This window comes from Microbispora sp. NPDC049125 (assembly GCF_040802045.1).
Taxonomy (GTDB): Bacteria; Actinomycetota; Actinomycetes; order Streptosporangiales; family Streptosporangiaceae; genus Microbispora.
Genome location: NZ_JBEZDW010000026.1, coordinates 1 through 18,741, shown reverse-complemented (window position 1 = coordinate 18,741; position 18,741 = coordinate 1). Strand labels below are relative to the sequence as shown.

8 protein-coding genes are annotated in these 18,741 nt (G+C 72.5%); 1 reads left to right on the top strand and 7 read right to left on the bottom strand.

Annotated elements, in window-relative coordinates; all coding sequences use genetic code 11:
- Positions 1-103: 103 nt before the first annotated feature.
- Together AB0B72_RS26565 and AB0B72_RS26560 are read right to left on the bottom strand one after the other, a co-directional pair.
- Positions 104-2,029 (bottom strand): hypothetical protein, encoded by a 1,926-nt coding sequence (locus AB0B72_RS26565; RefSeq protein WP_367741683.1) that lies wholly within the window; start codon positions 2,027-2,029, stop codon positions 104-106.
- Positions 2,014-2,781, bottom strand: coding sequence for an ABC transporter ATP-binding protein (locus tag AB0B72_RS26560; protein ID WP_367741682.1), 768 nt, complete (start codon positions 2,779-2,781; stop codon positions 2,014-2,016). Before AB0B72_RS26560 ends, AB0B72_RS26565 begins: the two co-directional genes overlap by 16 nt.
- A 267-nt stretch (positions 2,782-3,048) precedes the next feature.
- Between AB0B72_RS26560 and AB0B72_RS26555 the strand changes: the two genes are divergently transcribed.
- Positions 3,049-4,281 carry a cytochrome P450 gene (locus AB0B72_RS26555; RefSeq protein ID WP_367741681.1) on the top strand — a complete coding sequence of 411 codons (1,233 nt, stop codon included), beginning with the start codon at positions 3,049-3,051 and terminating at the stop codon, positions 4,279-4,281.
- Between the two features lie 93 nt (positions 4,282-4,374).
- On the opposite strand, the gene AB0B72_RS26550 is transcribed toward AB0B72_RS26555, so the two are convergent.
- The 5 genes from AB0B72_RS26550 to AB0B72_RS26530 form a co-directional block, all read right to left on the bottom strand.
- Positions 4,375-7,455, bottom strand: coding sequence for an amino acid adenylation domain-containing protein (locus AB0B72_RS26550; protein ID WP_367741680.1), 3,081 nt, complete (start codon positions 7,453-7,455; stop codon positions 4,375-4,377).
- A gap of 17 nt (positions 7,456-7,472) precedes the next feature.
- On the bottom strand, positions 7,473-8,294 hold the full coding sequence (locus AB0B72_RS26545; protein WP_367741679.1) for a hypothetical protein: 822 nt from the start codon (positions 8,292-8,294) through the stop codon (positions 7,473-7,475).
- Between the two features lie 89 nt (positions 8,295-8,383).
- On the bottom strand, positions 8,384-9,142 hold the full coding sequence (locus AB0B72_RS26540) for a thioesterase II family protein (protein WP_367741678.1): 759 nt from the start codon (positions 9,140-9,142) through the stop codon (positions 8,384-8,386).
- Between the two features lie 15 nt (positions 9,143-9,157).
- Complete coding sequence (locus AB0B72_RS26535) at positions 9,158-10,543, bottom strand: acyl-CoA carboxylase subunit beta (protein ID WP_367741677.1); 1,386 nt, start codon at positions 10,541-10,543, stop codon at positions 9,158-9,160.
- 32 nt (positions 10,544-10,575) lie between these two features.
- Positions 10,576-18,729, bottom strand: coding sequence for an SDR family NAD(P)-dependent oxidoreductase (locus AB0B72_RS26530; protein ID WP_367741676.1), 8,154 nt, complete (start codon positions 18,727-18,729; stop codon positions 10,576-10,578).
- Positions 18,730-18,741: the final 12 nt, after the last annotated feature.

Below are 18,741 nucleotides of genomic sequence, written 5' to 3'. Positions count from 1 at the left end.
GATACGCCAGGGTATTCAGGTGGCGCTTTTCGATGACACCCCTATAAAAATCGGCCCGCGGGCGCGTGGTCGGCGCTCGCGGGCCGTATGGCCGAAGGACAGGTCAGGCGACTTCGACGGGCACCTTTTCCTCCTCGACGGCCTCCCGCCTGAGGCGCTGGGCCTTCGCGTTGCGCACGGTGATCGAGACGATTCCCCAGATTCCGAGCGCGCCGAGAAGGATGAAGGCCACCGCCGCCGGCACCTGATAGGCGTGGGGCAGGTAGAGGGCGGCGAACCAGGTCCGTACGTTCGATCCGGTCAGCGAGAGGATCAGCGCGACGATGCCCTGCGGGATCAGCAGGATGGGGGCCAGCAGGATGAGCAGCGTCAGCACCACGACGACGCCGCGCGGCAGGTCCACCTTGGCCGCATCCGGGTCCGAGGCGGACGACGCGGAGGCCGCCTGGGCCTGCGCACGGGCGCCCTTGCGCATGAGGAGCAGCAGCTCGGAGCCGCGCAGGTGCAGGCGCTGGGCGGCCAGGCGGCCGAAACCCCACCAGTAGAGGACGCCCGTCACCAGGCCGAGCGCGACGCCGGCCCACTGGATCGGCGCGTTGTCGCGCAGCATGCCCAGCATGACCACGAGGACGGCCGGCGCCGCCGTGACGATCTGCAGCAGCAGCATGGAGAAGATCTGCATGCGGACCTGGTCGGCGCTCTCGTCGTTGAAGCCGTCGAGCGGGTTGCTGTCGCGCCGGTCGGGGAAGGGGGCGGCCGCGAGCAGCGAGACGAGCGGGATCAGGCCGGCGGCCGCGCCGAGCAGGGCGGGAACGGCGGCCAGGACCCATGGCCAGGCCCACGTCTGCCCGCTGATCGCGGTGAAGACCACGGTGACCGCGATCGTGAACGGGCCGACCATCAGCAGCCAGGCGAGCTGCCGCCCGCGCACATCCGCCTTGATCACACCCGGTGTGACGAGGGTCAGCCACAGGCCCGTGCTGTCGAGGCCGTACACGTTGGCGGAGAAGGCGCCGGCGAAGACGAGCGTGACGAGGCCCGCCCACGGCAGCATGATCGTGTGACCGTCGACCAGGGGCATCAGGCCGATGAGAAGGCCCACCCACATCGCGATGCGGAGGAAGCGGGCGCGCCGGGGGTCGCGCACCCATAGGCGCATCTCCTTGCCGACGACCGCGCCGGCCGGGTTCTTGGGCAGGATGCGCCGGCGGGCGGTTCCCACCACGATCGGCCGCTTGACCTTGGTGCCGCTCGACGAGCGGGTCATGTGGCGCGAAAGCAGCAACGCCCAGACGGCCAGCAGGAGGCCGCAGACGACGACCAGGCCGAGCAGCGCCTCGCCGACCGCGAGCCAGTCGGAGCGCTGGGCGGCCTCGACGGCGAGGACCGGCCAGGTCGAGGGCAGCGCGTTGACGAAGCTGACCACCGTGGAGGCCCACTGGCCGCCGAACACCCTGCCGAGGAACTCCAGCATGAACCACCAGGTGTTGCCGAAGGCGATCACGAACGCCAGCAGCAGCGCGGACAGCTCCCAGCCGACGCGGGTCTTCATCGCCGAGCCGAGGAGCTGGACCGCGACCCTCGAGATCAGGACCACGAAGAGCAGGAGAAGGACGGCGCCGGGCACCGCGACGAGGGCGGGCACGACGCCGTAGCGCGCGCCGTACACGACCAGGGCCAGGAAGCCGAGCAGGGTCATCACGGGCGGGACGCCGACGAAGGACGCCCCGAACAGGCCGACGGCGAGCCGTCCAGGACGCACCGGGAGCGGCGTGAAGTAGTCGAGCCGCAGGGTCGCGTCGCCGCCGGTGAGCATGGGGCCGAGCAGCCAGCCGAGCGTCCATCCCAGGAACACCAGTGACAGCAGGCCCGAGGAGATGGGAGAGGGGTCGATCCTGACCGCGAGCACGATCGTCCCCACGGCGAGGGCCAGGCCGATCAGCGCGCCGGTCACCATGCTGGCCGCGCGGCCCGCGCTCATGGAGCGCCGCAGGACGGCCAGCTTCATGCTGATCAGGACGCCAACCACGACAGCCCCTCCGCTCCTCTGGTGCGGGCGCCGACGAGGTCGACGAAGACGTCTTCCAGGTTGCGGCCCTCGCGCACCTCGTCCAGCGTGCCCTTGGCGACGACCCGGCCCTTGGTGACCACCGCGACGCGGTCGCAGAGCTTCTCGACCAGCGCCATCACGTGACTGGAGAAGATCACCGAACCCCCGGAGGCGACGAAGCGCTCCAGGATCGTACGGATCGTCGCGGCCGACACGGGGTCGACCGCCTCGAACGGCTCGTCGAGGACCAGCAGCCTGGGGCCGTGCAGCAGGGCGGTGGCCAGGCCGATCTTCTTGCGCATGCCCGTCGAGTACTCGACGACCATGGTCCGTTCCGCCTCGTCCAGCTCCAGCACCGACAGCAGCTCCTCGGCCCGCTCGTCCACCGTCTCCGGGGCGATGCCGCGTAACAGACCGGTGTAGGTGAGCAGCTCCCTGCCGGTGAGGCGCTCGGGCATGGACATGCCGTCGGGCAGCACGCCCACGAGCGTCTTGGCCTGTACGGGGTCGGACCAGACGTCGACACCGAAGATCTCGGACGTGCCCCGGTCGGGTCGCAGCAGACCGACGGCCATCGACAGTGTCGTGGTCTTGCCGGCGCCGTTGAGACCGACCATGCCGTAGAAGGAACCCTGGGGGACCACCAGGTCGAGGTCGTCGACGGCGACCTTCGAACCGTAAACCTTGCGTAGACCCGCCAGCTTCAGCGCAGAAGCTCCCTGGTCACCCACGGGTAAGTCTGACTTTCTCAATTGCGTCACTGACTGCACGGGTTCCTCCCACGGTGACAAGTCCTGATTCGAGCACCCAACAGTGATAGCACAGCGATTTGACATCCAGAAGAAAGGTTCCACTGGCCGGGGGAGGCACGTCACCCCGCCACGGCGGGAATAGGGGGCGGCAGGGGGCGAACAGGGGGCGTCACGTGCCGCGGGCCTGAATAACGTGAGTGTAAATCGACTTCGCGAATTATGGCGAGCCCCGCCTGAGGAGCTGTGGTGACGACAACGGAATCAGAGCTCGGCGCGCAACTGCGCACGGCACGCGCCGCGCTGAAGTCCCTCGGCGCCGTCGGCGACCACTACGCCCGGTTGCTGCTGGGCCCCGACGACCCGTACCCGATCTACGCGAGGATGCGCAGGCGCGGCCCGCTCCAGGTGAGCAGGCTCGGCTCCTTCGTGGTGGTGAGCCACGACCTGGCCGACAAGGTGCTGCGTGACCGGCGGCTCGGCCTGCGCAGGACCGACGGGGAGCGGCCCGTCCGCGGCTTCTCCGACTTCGACAACTCGCTGCTGGGCCTGGACCCACCCGACCACACCCGCCTGCGCGCCCTGGCCGCGCCGAGCTTCAGCCCGCGAGCCATCGCCGGATTCCGGGCCGACGTGGAGCGGGCCTGCGACAGCCTGCTCGACAAGGTCACGGCCGGCGGGTTCGACCTCATGCGCGACTACGCCTCGCACATCCCGGTGGCCGTCATCGGCGACCTCTTCGGCATCCCCGAGGAGCACCGCCCGCGCTTCAACCACCTGGCCGCCGGCCTCAGCCTTGTGCTCGACGGAGTCGTCTCCCTGGAGGAGGCCACCCGGCTCCAGGAGGCGGTGACCGGCATGCGCGAGCTGTTCACCGAGCTGCTGGCGCTGCGCCGCACCGAGCCCGGCGCCGACTTCGTCAGCGGCATGCTCGGCCCGCTGGGCGACGACAAGCTCACCGCGGACGAGCTGGTGGCCATGTGCGGGATGCTGGCGCTGGCCGGCACGGAGACGACCGTGAACCTGATCGGCAACGGCACTCTCGCCCTGCTTGAGCATCCCGACCAGTGGGCGGCCCTGCGCGCCGACCCCGATCTGGCGCCGCGCGCGGTGGAGGAGACGCTGCGCTACGACGCGTCCGTGCTCATGCAGACCCGCGTGGCGCACGAGGACCTGGAGCTGATGGGCAAGCGTGTCCCCGCCGACACCCAGGTGGTGCTGCTGACCGGCGCCTGCAACAGGGACCCCGACGCCTTCCCCGATCCCGACCGCTTCGACATCACACGGGAGCCGGGCGCGAGCCACATCTCCTTCTCCAGCGGGATCCACTACTGCCTGGGCGCCCCCCTGGCCAGGCTGGAGGGCGACGTGGCGCTGCGCAGGCTGGTGTCCCGCTTCCCCGGTCTGCGCCGTACCGGGCCCGTCGTGCGGCGGTCCTCCCCGTTCATCCGGGGACTACGCGCCCTGCCCGTCGCCGGTTAGCGCGTACGGCGGGCCGCCCGCCGGGAGGCCCCACATGCCGGAGGCCGCGTCCCCCTTCCCCCGGGTGGGCCGCGGCCTCCTTCCGTTCGCCTGTCAGCGCAGGCGGCGGGCGATCCCTTCGGGTGTGGCGTCGGCGAACAGGTCGGCCAGCTTGAGCCGGACCCCCGTACGCTCGTGCAGCGTCTGCAGCATGCGCGCGCCCAGCAGGGAGTGGCCGCCGCTGGCGAAGAAGTTCGACGCCGGGGTCAGCCCCCCGGTGCCGAGCAGCTCCCCCCACACACCGATGATCATGTCGATGGTCTCGTCGCCGCTGCCCGGATCGGCCGCCTGACCGCGCGCCCGGGTGCGCCGTTCCGCCGCCAGGCGGGTCAGCGCGGGATAGTCGACCTTGTCGTTGCCGGTGGTCGGGAAGGCGTCGATCGGCACGAACTCCTGCGGCACGGCCGAGCGCGGCAGCAGCGTGCGCGCGTGGTCCCACAGGTCGCCGGCGATCTCCCCGCCGTCCGCGGGGATGACGAAGGCGGTCAGCACCCCGCCGGTGTCCGGGTCGTCGACGACGACCACGGCGGCCGCCTTCACCGCCGGGTGACCGCCGAGGACCGACTCGACCTCCCCCAGCTCGATCCGGTTGCCACGCAGCTTGATCTGCCGGTCGAGGCGTCCGACGATCTCCAGGTTGCCGTCGGGCAGCCAGCGGGCCAGGTCGCCCGTCCGGTAGAAACGCCCGCGCGCCGGGTTCTCGCCGAACCGGTCGGCGGTCAGCTCCGGCCTGCCGTGGTACCCCACGGCCACGCCCGTGCCCGCGATGCACAGCTCGCCCCGCAGGCCGACGGGCAGCTCGGAGCCGCCGGGCCCGGCGACGAAGATCTCGGTGTTCGCGATCGGACGGCCCACGTGGACGCGCCCCTCCCCCGTACCCTCGATCAGCCCCGAGGTCGACCAGATGGTCGTCTCGGTGGGGCCGTACACGTTGCGCAGCTCGCAGCCGGTGGCGGCGAGACGCGCGGCGAGGGCGGGCGGCAGCGGCTCGCCGCCGGACAGCACCCGCACCCCGGCGAGGTGGGAGGCGACCTCCGCGATGACCAGACGCCAGGTGGTCGGGGTGGCCTGCACGATGCCGGGCCGGTGCCGCAGCAGCGTGTCGCGCAGCGCCGAGCCGTCGGTGCGGGCCTCGTCGGGGGCGACGATCACCCGTCCGCCCGTGGCCAGCGGCAGGAACAGCTCAAGTGCGGAGATGTCGAAGCTGAAGGTGGTCAGCCAGAGCGTCGCCGCGTCGGGCGACGCCTCCAGCTCGGCGGCGAAGTGCTCGATCAGGTTGACCAGGTTGGCATGGGTGACGAGGGTCCCCTTGGGCCTGCCGGTGGAGCCGGAGGTGTAGATGAGGTACGCGCACTCGGGCAGGGGCTCCCGGTCGCCGGGCCGCGGCGCCTGTCCCGCCTCTCCCACCGGGACCGGGTGGAGGACGGCTCCCGGCACGTCGAGCCCCGGGTCGGCGATCACCACGCCAGCCGCGGAGTCCTCCAGCTGGTAGGCGATGCGCTGCTGCGGATGGTCGGGGTCGAGCGGCAGGTAGACCGCTCCGGCGAGCCAGACGCCGAGCGCCGCCGCCGCCAGCTCGGGGCCGCGCCGCGTCAGCAGCGCCACGACGGAGCCGGGCTCCACACCCGCGCCGCGCAGCAGGTCACGGGTGGCCAGGGCGGTGTTCCACAGCTCGGCGTAGGTCACCTCCCTGTCCCCGTCGGTGAGGGCCACGGCGCCGGGTGACGCGGCGACCCGGGCGGCGACCAGGTCCAGGACCGAGGCGGCCGGCAGCTCGGCGGCGGTGGCGTTGGCCCCGCCGATGATCCGCCTGTCGCGCTCGCTCCAGACCTGGATCTCGCCGAGCGGCCGGTCCACGTCGTCGCCGAGGGCGGCCAGCAGCGCGTCGTAGCGCTCGACCATCAGCTCCACGTCGCCGCGTTCCATCGCCTCGGTGTAGTAGGCGGCCCTCACGCGCAGCGCGTGCGCCGAGTCGGTGACGAAGAACTCCAGGTCGAACTTGCTGAAGCCGTTCTCGGTGAGCAGCAGCCTGGCGGGGGCGCCGGCGAGCTTGAAGTCGGTCTGGTCGCCGTCGGGGATGTAGTTGAAGACATGCCTGAACAGCGAGTTGCGCCACGAGGCGTCGGCCCGGGGCACCAGCTCCAGCAGGTCGTCGACGGGGAAGTCGGCGTGCTCCACCGCGTCGAGGAAGACGTCCCTGACGTCGGCGACCAGATCCCGGAAGCTCCTGGCGGGATCGACGAGGACCCGCAGGGTGAGGACGTTGATGTGGTAGCCGATGGTGCGGGCCCGCTCCCTGCCGCGCACGTTCAGCGGGGAGCCGACGGTGAGGTCGGGACCCGCGCCGTGCGCGGCGAGCAGCGCGTAGTAGGCGGCGAGCAGCACGACGGCCTGGGGGGCGCGCAGCTCACGCTGCAGCCGCCGGGTGACCGCCGTCGCCTCGGCCGACAGGACGCGGGTGACCTGGTCGCCGGCCAGCGTCGTCTCCGCCGCGCCGACGCGGTCGCAGGCCAGGCCCAGCCTGCCGGCGTCGAAGCCGCGCAGCCGCTCGCGCCAGAACGTCCTGCTCCGCTCGGACGGCTGGGGCTCCCGCCAGAGGGGAACCTCGCCGAGCAGCTCGGCGGGAGCCGTCCTGCCCTCCGCGAACGCCTCGTAGACGGCGGCGAACTCCTCCAGGAGGATGCCGACCGACATGCCGTCGAAGACGGCGTGGTGGAGGGCCAGGCAGAAGGCGTCCCCGTCGGCGCGCCGCAGGTGCAGGGCGCGCAGCAGCGGCCCGCCGTCGGGGGCGAACGGCGCGCCGACGAAGGCGGTCAGCTCGGCCGCGAGGTCCTCACGGGCCGAGTCGCGGTGCTCCACCGGGATCTCGATCCGGTCGGCGGCGAGGGTCTCCCTGCTCAGTCCGTCGTCGTCGACGTGGAAGACCGTGCGGAACACGGCGTGCCTGCCGACGAGGAGGGAGACCGTCCTGTCCAGCGCCGCCGCCTCCAGGTCCCCGCCGGCCTGGAAGGCGAAGGACAGGTTGTTCACCCCGCTGCCGGGGACCAGCTCCTCCAGGAGCCACAACGACTTCTCCTTGGTGGTGGCCGGCACGCGGACCGGGCCGCCGCGTGCGGTGTCGCCCAGGAATCGCATCTCCGCTCCCTCTTCCCTCAGGCCGCGAGCAGTTCCACGGCGGCCGCGGCGACGACGTCGCTGCGCAGGATGTCGACGTGCTCGACGTCGAACTTGATCTCGCGTGCCACCACCACGTCGCCGGTGAAGGACGCGCGGACCCGGTTCAGCCCGCTCTGCGGGCTGGCCGAGGTCAGCGCGGTCGCGCTCGCCCACAGCGGGAGCGGGTCGATCTGGTCGGCCACCGCCAGGTACGACATGAAGGCGCCGAACACGTCGATCAGCTCCTGGGCGTACTCCACGCCGAGGCCCATGCGGGTGAAGGCGGCCTCACCGGCCCTGCGGAAGATCGCCATCAGTGCCTCGGTGAGCTCCGCCAGGTCTTCGGTCTCGTCGAAGGCGTCCTGGCCCTCGGCCTGCACGTCGGCCGCCTCCTCCGGGGTCAGCACCTGGGACAGGCTGCCGACGAGCTTGTAGAACTGCCAGAAGATCGTTTCGGCGTTGACCAGCTCGGGGTCGAAGAGCAGCACCTCGGGGGCGTCGTCCTGCCACTTCGCGATCTCGGCGGCCATCGCGGCGGCGTACACGCCGCCCACGCAGTAGCCGAGGATGGCACGGACCCGAAGACCGCTGGCGCGGATCTCGGACAGCCAGGGCTCAAGGTAGCTCTCGGCCGTGACGTCGACACGCAGGCCCGTCGCCGGAATGACCGTCTGCAACACGGAGAAGGCCGGGCCCACCTTGGGCGCCAGCTCGTGGAAACCCGCCTCGGCGCGGCCGGTGCCGTAGAAGTCGACGCTGAGGATCACGTCGCCCGAATCACCTTTCGCGAGCACACTCCATGCTTCGAACTCGGACATGGAAATCCTTTCATCAATCAACGTCAGTAAAAATGCTATGGAGCAGCGGACCCCGGCATAACCCCTATTAGTCATGCCGGGGCGGCGATTCACACGCGGGCGCCGCTCAACTTATCGGCGACCGCGGAGATCACCCGGGCCTGCTGCGAGGCGAGATAGAAATGGCCGCCGGGGAAAATCGTCATCTCGAAATCGGCGGTCGTGTGCGCCGCCCAGGCACGTGCCTCGTCCAACGTGGTCTTGGGGTCGTCGTCCCCGACGAACACGTCGATCGGGCAGTTCACGGTGGCCCCCGGAGCGCAGCGGTAGGTCTCGATCGCCTTATAGTCGCTGCGGATCGCGGGAAGGATCATGCTGAGCAGCTCCGGGTCGCCCAGGAGCCGCGAATCGGTTCCGCTGAGCGACTGCAACTCGGACACGATGCCGCTGTCACTGCGCCGGTGCACCGACTCCACCCGATGGGACGACGGCGAGCGCCGCCCCGAGGCGAAGATCCGGATCATCTCGGTGCGGTCGTGCCACTCGAAACGGCGCGCCACCTCGAACGCCAGGATCGCGCCCATGCTGTGCCCGAAGAACGCCAGCGGGCGGTCCGCCCAGGGCCACAGCGCCTCGTGGATCTGGTCGGCAAGGTCGGCGATGTCGTCCACGCACGGGTCGGCGCGCCTGTCCTGACGGCCCGGATACTGCAGGGCCAGCACCTCCACCGTGCCGGACAACGCCTCGGAAACGGGGTGATAGAAGCTCGCCGAGCCGCCGGCGTGCGGAAAACAGACCAACCTGACGTCGCTTCGCGGCGTCTGGTGGAACCTGCGGACCCACAGGGAGTCGTCGTTGGTGTTCGTCATGATCTCCTCCTTCGGTCAGAGCGGGATGTTTCCGTGATGGCCGCGGATGGCCGGCGCGGAGGCCAGTGCCTCGGCCAGCCGGTAGCGGGTGTGCGCCGGGTCGATGACCTCGTCGACCACGCCGATGGCGAGGGCCCGGCTGACACCGCCCGCCAGGCGCTCCTGCTCGGCGACGAGCCGGAGGGTGAGGCCAGGCCGCTCCGCCTCCGGCACGGCCGCCAGCTTCTTCCTGTGCAGGATCCGTACGGCCGACTCGGCGCCCATCACCGCCACCTCCGCCTCCGGCCAGGCGAAGACGGCGGTCGCGCCGAGCGAGCGCGAGTTCATCGCGATGTAGGCGCCGCCGTACGACTTGCGGGTCACGAGGGTGACCCTCGGCACGACGGCCTCGCCGAAGGCGTGGAGCAGCTTGGCGCCACGCCTGATCACGCCCGACCATTCCTGGCTGACTCCGGGCAGGTAGCCGGGGACGTCCACGACGACGACGAGGGGCACGCCCAGCGCGTCGCACATCCTGACGAACCGCGACGCCTTCTCGGCGCTGAGCGAATCCAGGCAGCCGCCCATGCGGATCGGGTTGTTGGCGAGGACGCCGACCGTGTGGCCGGCCAGGCGGCCCAGCCCGATGACCATGTTCGGCGCCCAGCGCGCCTGCAGCTCCTCGAACGCTCCGTCGTCGAGGAGCTCCTTCACCAGCGGCCGCACGTCGTACGCCCGGCGCGGCCTGTCGGGCAGGAGCTGCCGCAGGGCCCGCTCCTCGTGGACGGACTCCGGGTCGAAACGACCCTGCCGCGTGAGAAGCGTGGTGATCCTGCGGGTCCTGGCGTACGCGTCCGCCTCCGAATCGGCCACGACGTGCGCGACTCCGGACTTGCGCCCGTGCGTCTCGGGGCCGCCGAGCCCCTCCATGTCGATCTGCTCGCCGGTGACGCTCCGTACGACCTCGGGGCCCGTCACGAAGGCCCGCCCTTCGGGGGCCATGACGACCAGGTCGGTCAGCGCCGGGCCGTACGCGGCGGCGCCCGCGGCCGGCCCGAGCACCACCGAGATCTGCGGGATGCGTCCCGACGCCCTCGTCATGGCGGCGAACATGCGCCCGACGCCGTCCATGGACTCCACGCCGTCGGCCAGTTTGGCCCCGCCCGAGTGCCACAGCCCGATGACGGGGCACCGTTCGCGGGCGGCGAGGTCGATGGCGTGGACGATGTGGGCGGTGCTGTCGGCGCCGATCGCGCCGCCCATCTTCGTGGCGTCGGTGCAGAAGGCGACGACCGGGTCGCCGTCCACACGGCCGCTGACCGCGAGCACCCCGCTGTCGTCGGGTGCGTGCAGAGGCGTGACGGAATCGGCGTCCAGCAACCCGGAAAGGCGTGCGACCGGGTGACGGTGGTCATGGACCACGCTTTTCAGTGACGGCGATTCCATTGACGTCGTCATGAGTTCCTCCCATCTGAAGAAATGCCCGACAGCCATTCCTCGACGGCTGCCGCTGTCTTCTCCGCGTTGTCCTCCATCAACGTGAAGTGGTTTCCAGGGACCTCGGCTCCGGCGTGGGGCATCCTCCATCCGGCCTTCCGGCCTTCCATGGGTTCGGCCGCCCCGACCAGGAGGGTGGGGGCGGAGATCGGTTCGGGTGTCCAGTCCGCGAACAGGCGGAGGTAGGCGCCCATGGCGGTGAGCCGCTCGTCGTCCAGCGGGGCTCCCACGTCGGCGCGTTCGAGCAGCCCGGCCATCAGGGTGGGCAGGAGCCCGCCCAGCGCGCCCGGCTCGTAGGTGTCGAGCAGCACGACCCCGGCGACCGGCCGGTTCTCCGCCTCCAGCCGGGCCGCCACGGCGTGGGCCAGCACGCCGCCCGAGGAGTGGCCGAGCAGCACGGCGGGACCGCCGTCCCCGGCCGCCGCGGCGAGCATGTCCACGACCGCCGCGGCGGTGGCGGGCAGGGGGCGGCCGTCGCCGAAGCCGGGCAGCGGCAGCGCCGTCACCTGGCGCCCGCCCCGGAAGGCGGCGGCGAATCTCGCGTACTGGTGAGGCCCGGAGATGGCGGTCAGCGAGGGAATCGCGATGATCGCGGGCCGCGCCCCGCCACGGGCCAGGGTGACCGGCGCGACTTCGAGGTCGCTGGGGTCGGCCGAGGCCGGGCGGAACTCCGAGGCGGTCATCAGCATGCCGAGGAACCCTTCTGCCCGGCCCGCCGCCGTGGCGTGCCGCAGGAGCGTGGCGAGGGTGCTCGGGGACGCCCCGGTCACGGTGCCGACCAGCTCTGCGTCCAGCAGCTCGGCGATGGCGGCGGGTGTCGGGTACTCGTACACCAGGGCGGTGGGCAGGTCGAGCCCGGTCCTGACGTTGAGCCGGGTGCGCAGCTCGACGGCCGACAGGGAGGCGAAGCCCAGCTCAAGCAGCTCGCGCTCCGGTTCGATCTCGGCCGGCGAGTGGTAGCCGAGGGCTGCGGCGACCTGGGAGGTGACCAGATCCAGCAGGATCGTCCGGCGTTCGTCCGCCGAGGCGGCTGCCAGCCGGTCGGACAGCGCGCGGTGGTTCCCCGGCTCCTCGGCGGTCCCGGACGTCCCGGCCGGAGCCCCGGTGCCTGTCGGGCTCTGGGAGGTCGCCGGTGGGGTGGCGGAGGCCGCGCCGATGACGATCGAGGTGTCGTCCTCGCCGAGTGCCTGCCGCAGTGCGGCCGTCGCCTGACTCGCCGTACAGGGGTCGAAGGACACCGCCAGCGCCGGCAGCCCGCGCGCCATGCGGCGGCGCGCCGTCGCGTCGAAGAAGGCGTCAGCGACGCCGCCGTGCGAGGACGCGAGCACGAGCATCCCCGCGTCCGCCGGAGCATCCCCGGCCCCGGCGGCCCCGGCGGTATCGCCGAGCAGCTCGTCGAGGACGGTGGCGCCGATGAGCTTCGCGGCGAGCGCGTCGGGGGCCGTGGGGTCGTCCGGGCCCGACAAGTGGAAAGCGGCACTGAACGGGCCCTGCTCGCTCACCAGGGTGGCCCAGGCCTGCCGGTCCGCCGGGTCGAAGGCGGCGACCTTCAGCTTGACGTTGGCCGCCGCTAGCTCCGCCTCCAGCACGGCGCCGTCGGTCGCCGTGGCGCCGGCCAGGACGACACGCTCCGCGCCGGCCGTGGCCAGCCAGCGCGCGACGTGCGCGCCGAGCTCGCCGGTGTCGTCGTTGACGAGGACCGTGCCGCTCGGCCGCCAGGCGGCCGCGCCCGCCGCCGGCGCGGGGGCCAGCCGCCGCGCGAGCAGACCGCCGTCCCGTACGGCCAGCGCCCGGGCGGGCGATCCGCCGTCCCGTACGGCCAGCGCCCGGGCGGGCGATCCGCCGCCCCGTACGGCCGGTGCGGTCGGTGCGGTCGTGGTGGCGGGGCCACTCGCCGAGGTGTCCGCCGCCCCGCCGAGCACGCCGGCCAGGAGGGTCAGGACCCGCGAGCCGGAAGCCTCCTCCGCCGGGACGTCCGGGGCGGAGGCGTGCGGCAGGTCGATCAGGCCCGCGAGGTGCTCGCCCAATCCCCACACCTGGGCCTGGGCGGGGTCGCCCGGAGCGTCGGCGCGGGCGGCGGCGACGGCTCCCCTGGTCACCGCCCACACCGGTGCCTGGATCCCGGCGTCGCCGAGCGCCTGCGCCAAGGCCAGCGTCTGGACGAACCCGAGCCGGAGCCCGGGCCTGGCCGTGTGCTCCCCCGTCTCCAGGGCGAGCAGCGACACGACTCCGGCGACCGGACCGGACAGCATCTGCCCGAGCCCGTCGGCCAGCCGCGCCCGGTCGGTGTCGGTCTCGTCCAGCACGATCCCGACGGCGGTGGCGCCCCGCTCGTTCAGCGTCCGTACGCAGCCTTCGACGAGTTCGTCGTCGGCGTGCGCGGCGGGGGCGACCACCAGCCAGGTGCCCGGGAGCCCGTCCACGGCCTCCTCCGGGGACGTCGCGGAAAGCGGGGCCCAGGTGACCCGGTGACGCGGAGCGTCGAGGCCGGACCGGTCGCGGCGGTCCCGGTACCAGGAGGCGAGGGCGGGCAGGACCGTGCGGAGCGCGGCGTCGTCCGCCACGTTCAGCGTGCCGGCCAGCGCCTCCAGGTCCTCCCGCTCGACCGCCTCCCAGAAGCCGCCGTCCACCAGTGCCGGAGCGCCGGCGAGGTCGGCAGCGGTGATCGGCGACTCCATCCAGTAGCGGCTGCGCTGGAAGGCGTAGGTGGGCAGGTCCACACGGCGCGCGCCGGGCAGGATCCGCTCCCAGTCGAGGGTGACGCCGTTGACGTGGAGCCCCGCCAGCGCCGACATGACGGTCTCCGGCTCGGCTCTGCCGCTGCGGAGCGCCGGGATGAAGGTGCCCTTGGCACAGTCCTGGCCCATCGCGGTCAGTACGGCGTCAGGCCCGAGCTCCAGGAAGACCCGTACTCCTTCGGCTTCCAGCGTCCGCATGGTGTCCAGGAACCGGACCGGCTGACGGACGTGGGCCACCCAGTAGTCCGCGTCGTGGCCGAACGTGATCGGGATCCGGGGAGGGTTGTAGGTGAGGGATTCGGCGACCCGGCGGAAGTCCTCCAGCATCGGGTCCATCAGCGGTGAGTGGAAGGCGTGGCTGACCTTCAGCCGCTTGGACTTGCGGTCGGGGAATTGCGCGACCACGGCGTCGACCGCGTCTGCGTCCCCGGCCACGACGACCGACGAAGGGCCGTTGATCGCGGCGACGCTCACCCGGTCGGTGAGGTGGGGCAGGACCTCCTCTTCCGAAGCCTGGATCGCGATCATCGCCCCACCTTCCGGAAGGGCCTGCATGAGACGGCCCCGTTCGGTGACCAGGGTGCAGGCGTCCTCCAGGGACAGAACGCCAGCCACGTGCGCGGCGGCGATCTCCCCGATGGAGTGCCCGGCCAGGAAGTCCGGCACGATGCCCCACGACTCCACCAGGCGGAACAACGCCACCTCGATCGCGAACAGAGCGGGCTGGGTGAACTCCGTACGATCCAGCAGCTCACCATCGATGGCGGGCAGATGAGCACACACCCGGTCATACGCCTCAGCGAAGGCAGGGAACGCCTCGTACAGCTCCTGGCCCATCCCGGCCCGCTGGGACCCCTGACCGGTGAACAGGAACGCCACCTTGCCGGCCGTCCCCGTTCCCTGGAACAGGCCGGGGGCGTCCTGGCCGGTCGCGAGCGCGTCGAGCCCGGCCAGCAACTCCGGGACGTCCCTGCCCGCGACCGCGGCCCGGTGCCGCAGCGCGGACCTGGTCGCGGCCAGGGAGTAGGCGACGTCGGCCGGACGCCACTCCGCGTCCGCGGCGAGCCGCTCGCGAAGCCGTACGGCCTGCTCCTGGAGCGCCCGCTCGGAGGCGGCCGACAGCACCCACGGCGCGAGCGGCCCGTCCACGGGCTCGGGGACGGCCTCGCCGCCCGGCGGGGCCTGCTCCAGGATGGCGTGGGCGTTGGTGCCGCTGATGCCGAAGGACGACACGGCGGCCCGGCGCGGACGGCCGGTCTCCGGCCAGGCGATCTGCTCGGTCAGCAGTTCCACCGCACCCGCCGACCAGTCCACGTGCGGGGTCGGCTCGTCCACATGCAGCGTCTTGGGCAGCACGCCGTGCCGCATCGCCATGACCAGCTTGATCACGCCCGCCACGCCCGCCGCGGCCTGGGTGTGGCCGAGGTTGGACTTGACGGAGCCGAGGTAGAGCGGCTCGTCCCGGTCCTGGCCGTACGTCGCGAGAAGCGCCTGCGCCTCGATCGGGTCGCCGAGCACGGTGCCCGTGCCGTGCGCCTCGACGGCGTCCACCTCGGCCGCCGTCAGCCGGGCGTTGGCCAGGGCCTGGCGGATGACCCGCTGCTGGGACGGGCCGTTGGGGGCGGTGAGGCCGTTGCTGGCGCCGTCCTGGTTGACCGCGCTGCCGCGCAGGACCGCCAGGACCGGATGGCCGTTGCGGCGCGCGTCCGACAGCCGCTCCAGCAGGAGCATGCCGGCGCCCTCACCCCAGCCGGTGCCGTCGGCGGCGGCGGCGAAGGACTTGCAGCGGCCGTCGAAGGAGAGGCCGCGCTGGCGGGAGAACTCGGCGAACACGCTCGGCGTGGACATCACCGTGACGCCACCCGCCAGGGCGAGGGAGCATTCCCCCTGCCTGAGCGCCTGGGCCGCCAGATGCAGGGCGACCAGCGACGAGGAGCACGCGGTGTCGACCGTCACGGCCGGGCCTTCGAGACCGAAGGTGTAGGCGATCCTGCCCGAGGCGACGCTGCCGGAGTTCCCCGTGCCGAGGTAACCCTCGACTCCCTCGGGAAGAGCGAACAGCCTGGTCGCGTAATCGTGGTACATCACGCCGGCGAAGACACCGGTCTGGCTGCCCCGGACCGTCGAGGGATCGATTCCCGCGCGCTCGAACGCCTCCCAGGAGGTCTCCAGCAGCAACCGCTGCTGCGGGTCCATCGCCAGCGCCTCACGCGGCGAGATCCCGAAGAAGGCGGCGTCGAAGTCGGCCGCGTCGTACACGAAGGAGCCTTCGAGCGCGTAGAAGCTGCCGGGCTGGTCGGGGTCGGGCGAGTACATGCCCGCGACATCCCAGCCCCGGTCGCCGGGGAAGGCCGACATCGTGTCGCGTTCCTCGGCGACCAGCCGCCACAGGGCCTCGGGGCTGGTGGCCCCGCCCGGGTAGCGGCAGCTCATCGCCACGATCGCGATGGGGTCGCCGGTCGCTCCCACGGTGGCGGTCGCCGCCTTCGGCGCCTGTACGCCCGACAGCTCGGCGCCGAGATGGGCGGCGATGGCCGACGGCGAGGGGTAGTCGAAGACGAGAGTGGCGGGCAGCCGGAGCCCGGTCACGGCCTTGAGCCGGTTGCGCAGCTCGACCGCGGTGAGGGAGTCGATGCCGAGCTCCTTGAACGCCCTGCCCGGCTCGACCGCCTCCGGCGAGCCGTATCCGAGGACGACCGCGGTCTGGCCGCGCACCAGGTCGAGCAGCGCCTTGTCCCGCTCGGCGCGGGACAGCCCGGCCAGGCTCTGTGTGAGCAGCGAGGCGTCGGGCGTGCCCGCGGCCTCGACGGTCCGGCGGAGCGGAGCCCGGACCAGCCCGCGCAGCAGCGGCGGGATCATCCCGGATGCGGCGTGCGCGTTGAGCGTGCCGAGGTTCAGCTTGATCGGCAGCAGGACGGCGTGGTCCACCGTGACGGCCGCGTCGAACAGGGCGAGGCCCTCGTCGTCCGACAGCGCGCCCACCCCGGAGCGGCTCATCCGGACGAGGTCGGCCTCCGCGAGGTGGCCCGTCATGCCGCTGCCCTGGGCCCACAGGCCCCACGCGAGGGACTGGGCGGGCAGCCCGGCGGCGCGCCGGTGCGACGCGAGCGCGTCGAGGAAGGCGTTGGCCGCCGCGTAGTTGGACTGGCCCGGGTTGCCGAACGTGCCCGCGGCGGAGGAGAACAGGACGAAGGCGGCCAGGTCAGCGGTGAGCTCGTGCAGGTTGACCGCGGCGTCGATCTTCGGTTTGAGTACGGCGTCCAGGCGCTCGGGGGTGAGAGCCGGGATGACGCCGTCGTCCAGGACTCCTGCCGCGTGGACCACGGCGGTGAGCGGGTGGGCGCCGGGGATCCCGGCGAGCAGGGCGGCCAGCGCGTCACGGTCGGCGGCGTCACAGGCGGCGACCGTGACGGTCGCCCCCAGCTCCGTCAGCTCCTCCAGAAGCTCAGCCGCGCCTTCGGCGGCCAGGCCCCGGCGGCTGGTGAGGAGCAGATGGCGCACGCCGTACCGGGTGACGAGGTGGCGGGCGAACAGCCCGCCCAGCGCGCCCGTCGCACCGGTGACGAGGACCGTGCCTTCGGGGTCGAGCCGGAGGGGCTCGACGGCGTCGGCTGTGGCGGCCCTGACGAGCCGGGGTGCGCGCAGCGCGCCGCCCCGAACGGCGACCTGCTGTTCGCCTCCGGCGAGGGCCGTCGCGAGCGCCTCGGCGTCGGCGGCGTGCCGGTCCGTGTGTCGATCGGCGGCCGGATCCAGGTCCACGAGGACGAACCGGCCGGGGTTCTCCGACTGGGCCGACCTGATCAGGCCCCATACGGAGGCCCCCGCGAGGTCGGCCACGTCCTCACCCGGAGCGGCGGCGACGGCCCCCCTCGTCACGAGGACCAGGCGGGAGTCCGCATACCGCTCGTCGGCCAGCCATTCCTGAACGAGGGTGAGAGTGCGGCGCAGCAGGTCGCGTGCCGCCGTCGCGGTGTCCCCGGCGCCCTCCGCGTCCGGGGTCAGGTGGGCGACGACCACGGGCGGGCATGTCTCCGCGGTGCGCGCCTCGTCCATCGTCGCCCAGGCGACGCGCTCTGCTGCGGGATCGGCGGCGGGGCCGACGGGGACGGGTGCCCACTCCACGCCGAAGAGCGACTCGTGGTGGGCGCGGCGTGCGCCCGCGAGCCGGTCGAGGGAGACGGCCCGCAGCGCGAGGCTCTCCACCGACGCGACGGGCCTGCCGGTGGAGTCGGCCAGCTCGATCGTGACGCCGCCCGAGTCGCCGGGCGCGAGCCGTACGCGTGCGGCGGCCGCGCCGCCGGCCAGCAGCGAGACGCCGCTCCAGGAGAACGGCAGCAGGCCCTGGGCGTCACCGGTCACGAAGTCGCCGAGGCTGATGGCGTGCAGGGCGGCGTCGAGGAGCGCCGGGTGCAGGCCGAAACCCGTCACGTCCGTTCCTTCGGGCAGCGTCACCTCGGCGAAGACCTCGTCGCCGCGCCGCCAGGCCGCCGTGAGCCCGCTGAACAGGGGGCCGTAACCGAAGCCCAGGTCCGCCAGCCGCTCGTAGACGCCGTCCATCGGCAGCTCGGCGGCGTCGGGCGGCGGCCATGACGACAGGTCGAAGGACGCGGCGCCGGATGACGTGGCAAGCACGCCGGTGCCGTGGTGGGTCCACGGGGCGTCGGGGTCGCCTTCGGAGCGTGAGTAGATCGTGAGGGTACGGCGGGCCGAGTCGCCGGGCGGGCCCAGCCAGAGCTGAAGCTGGACGCCGTCGTCCGCCGGGAGCACGAGGGGTGCCTGGAGTGTGAGCTCCTCAAGCAGGTCGCAGCCGACCTCGTCTCCGGCCCTGATCGCCAGCTCGACGAAGGCCGTGCCGGGCAGGATCACCGATCCCATGACGGCGTGGTCGGCCAGCCAGGGGTGGGTCTTGAGCGACAGCCTGCCGGTGAACAGGAACCCGTCGTCGCCCGCGATGGGGACGGCGGCGCCGAGCAGCGGGTGCCCGGCCTGCCCGAGCCCGGCGGACGCGACGTCCACGAACCAGCCGGCGAAGGGCTGGAGCCAGTAGTGCTCCCGCTGGAAGGCGTAGGTGGGCAGCTCGACCCGGCGGCCGCCGGGGAACAGGCCGGTCCAGTCGACCTCGATGCCTTGGACGTGGGCCTCGGCGAGGGAGGTGAGGAACCGGTCCGGCCCCCCGTCGTCGCGGCGTAGCGAACCGACCACCACCGTCGCTGGTGCCTGCGCTTCCGTGGGCGTTATGTCGTTGGTGTCTTCTGGGTGGTGGGCGTCGAGGGTTTCCTGGACGGCCATGGTCAGCACCGGATGCGGGCTCATCTCGATGAAGGCGGTATGTCCCTGCTCGGCCAGCACCCGTACCGTCTGCTCGAAGGCCACCGGCTCACGCAG

What these genes read in the sequence shown, in the direction of transcription:
- AB0B72_RS26550 (WP_367741680.1), bottom strand. Translation starts at nt 7,455, where the DNA reads ATGCGATTCCTGGGCGACACCGCACGCGGCGGCCCGGTCCGCGTGCCG.
- AB0B72_RS26540 (WP_367741678.1), bottom strand. Translation starts at nt 9,142, where the DNA reads ATGACGAACACCAACGACGACTCCCTGTGGGTCCGCAGGTTCCACCAG.
- AB0B72_RS26545 (WP_367741679.1), bottom strand. Translation starts at nt 8,294, where the DNA reads ATGTCCGAGTTCGAAGCATGGAGTGTGCTCGCGAAAGGTGATTCGGGC.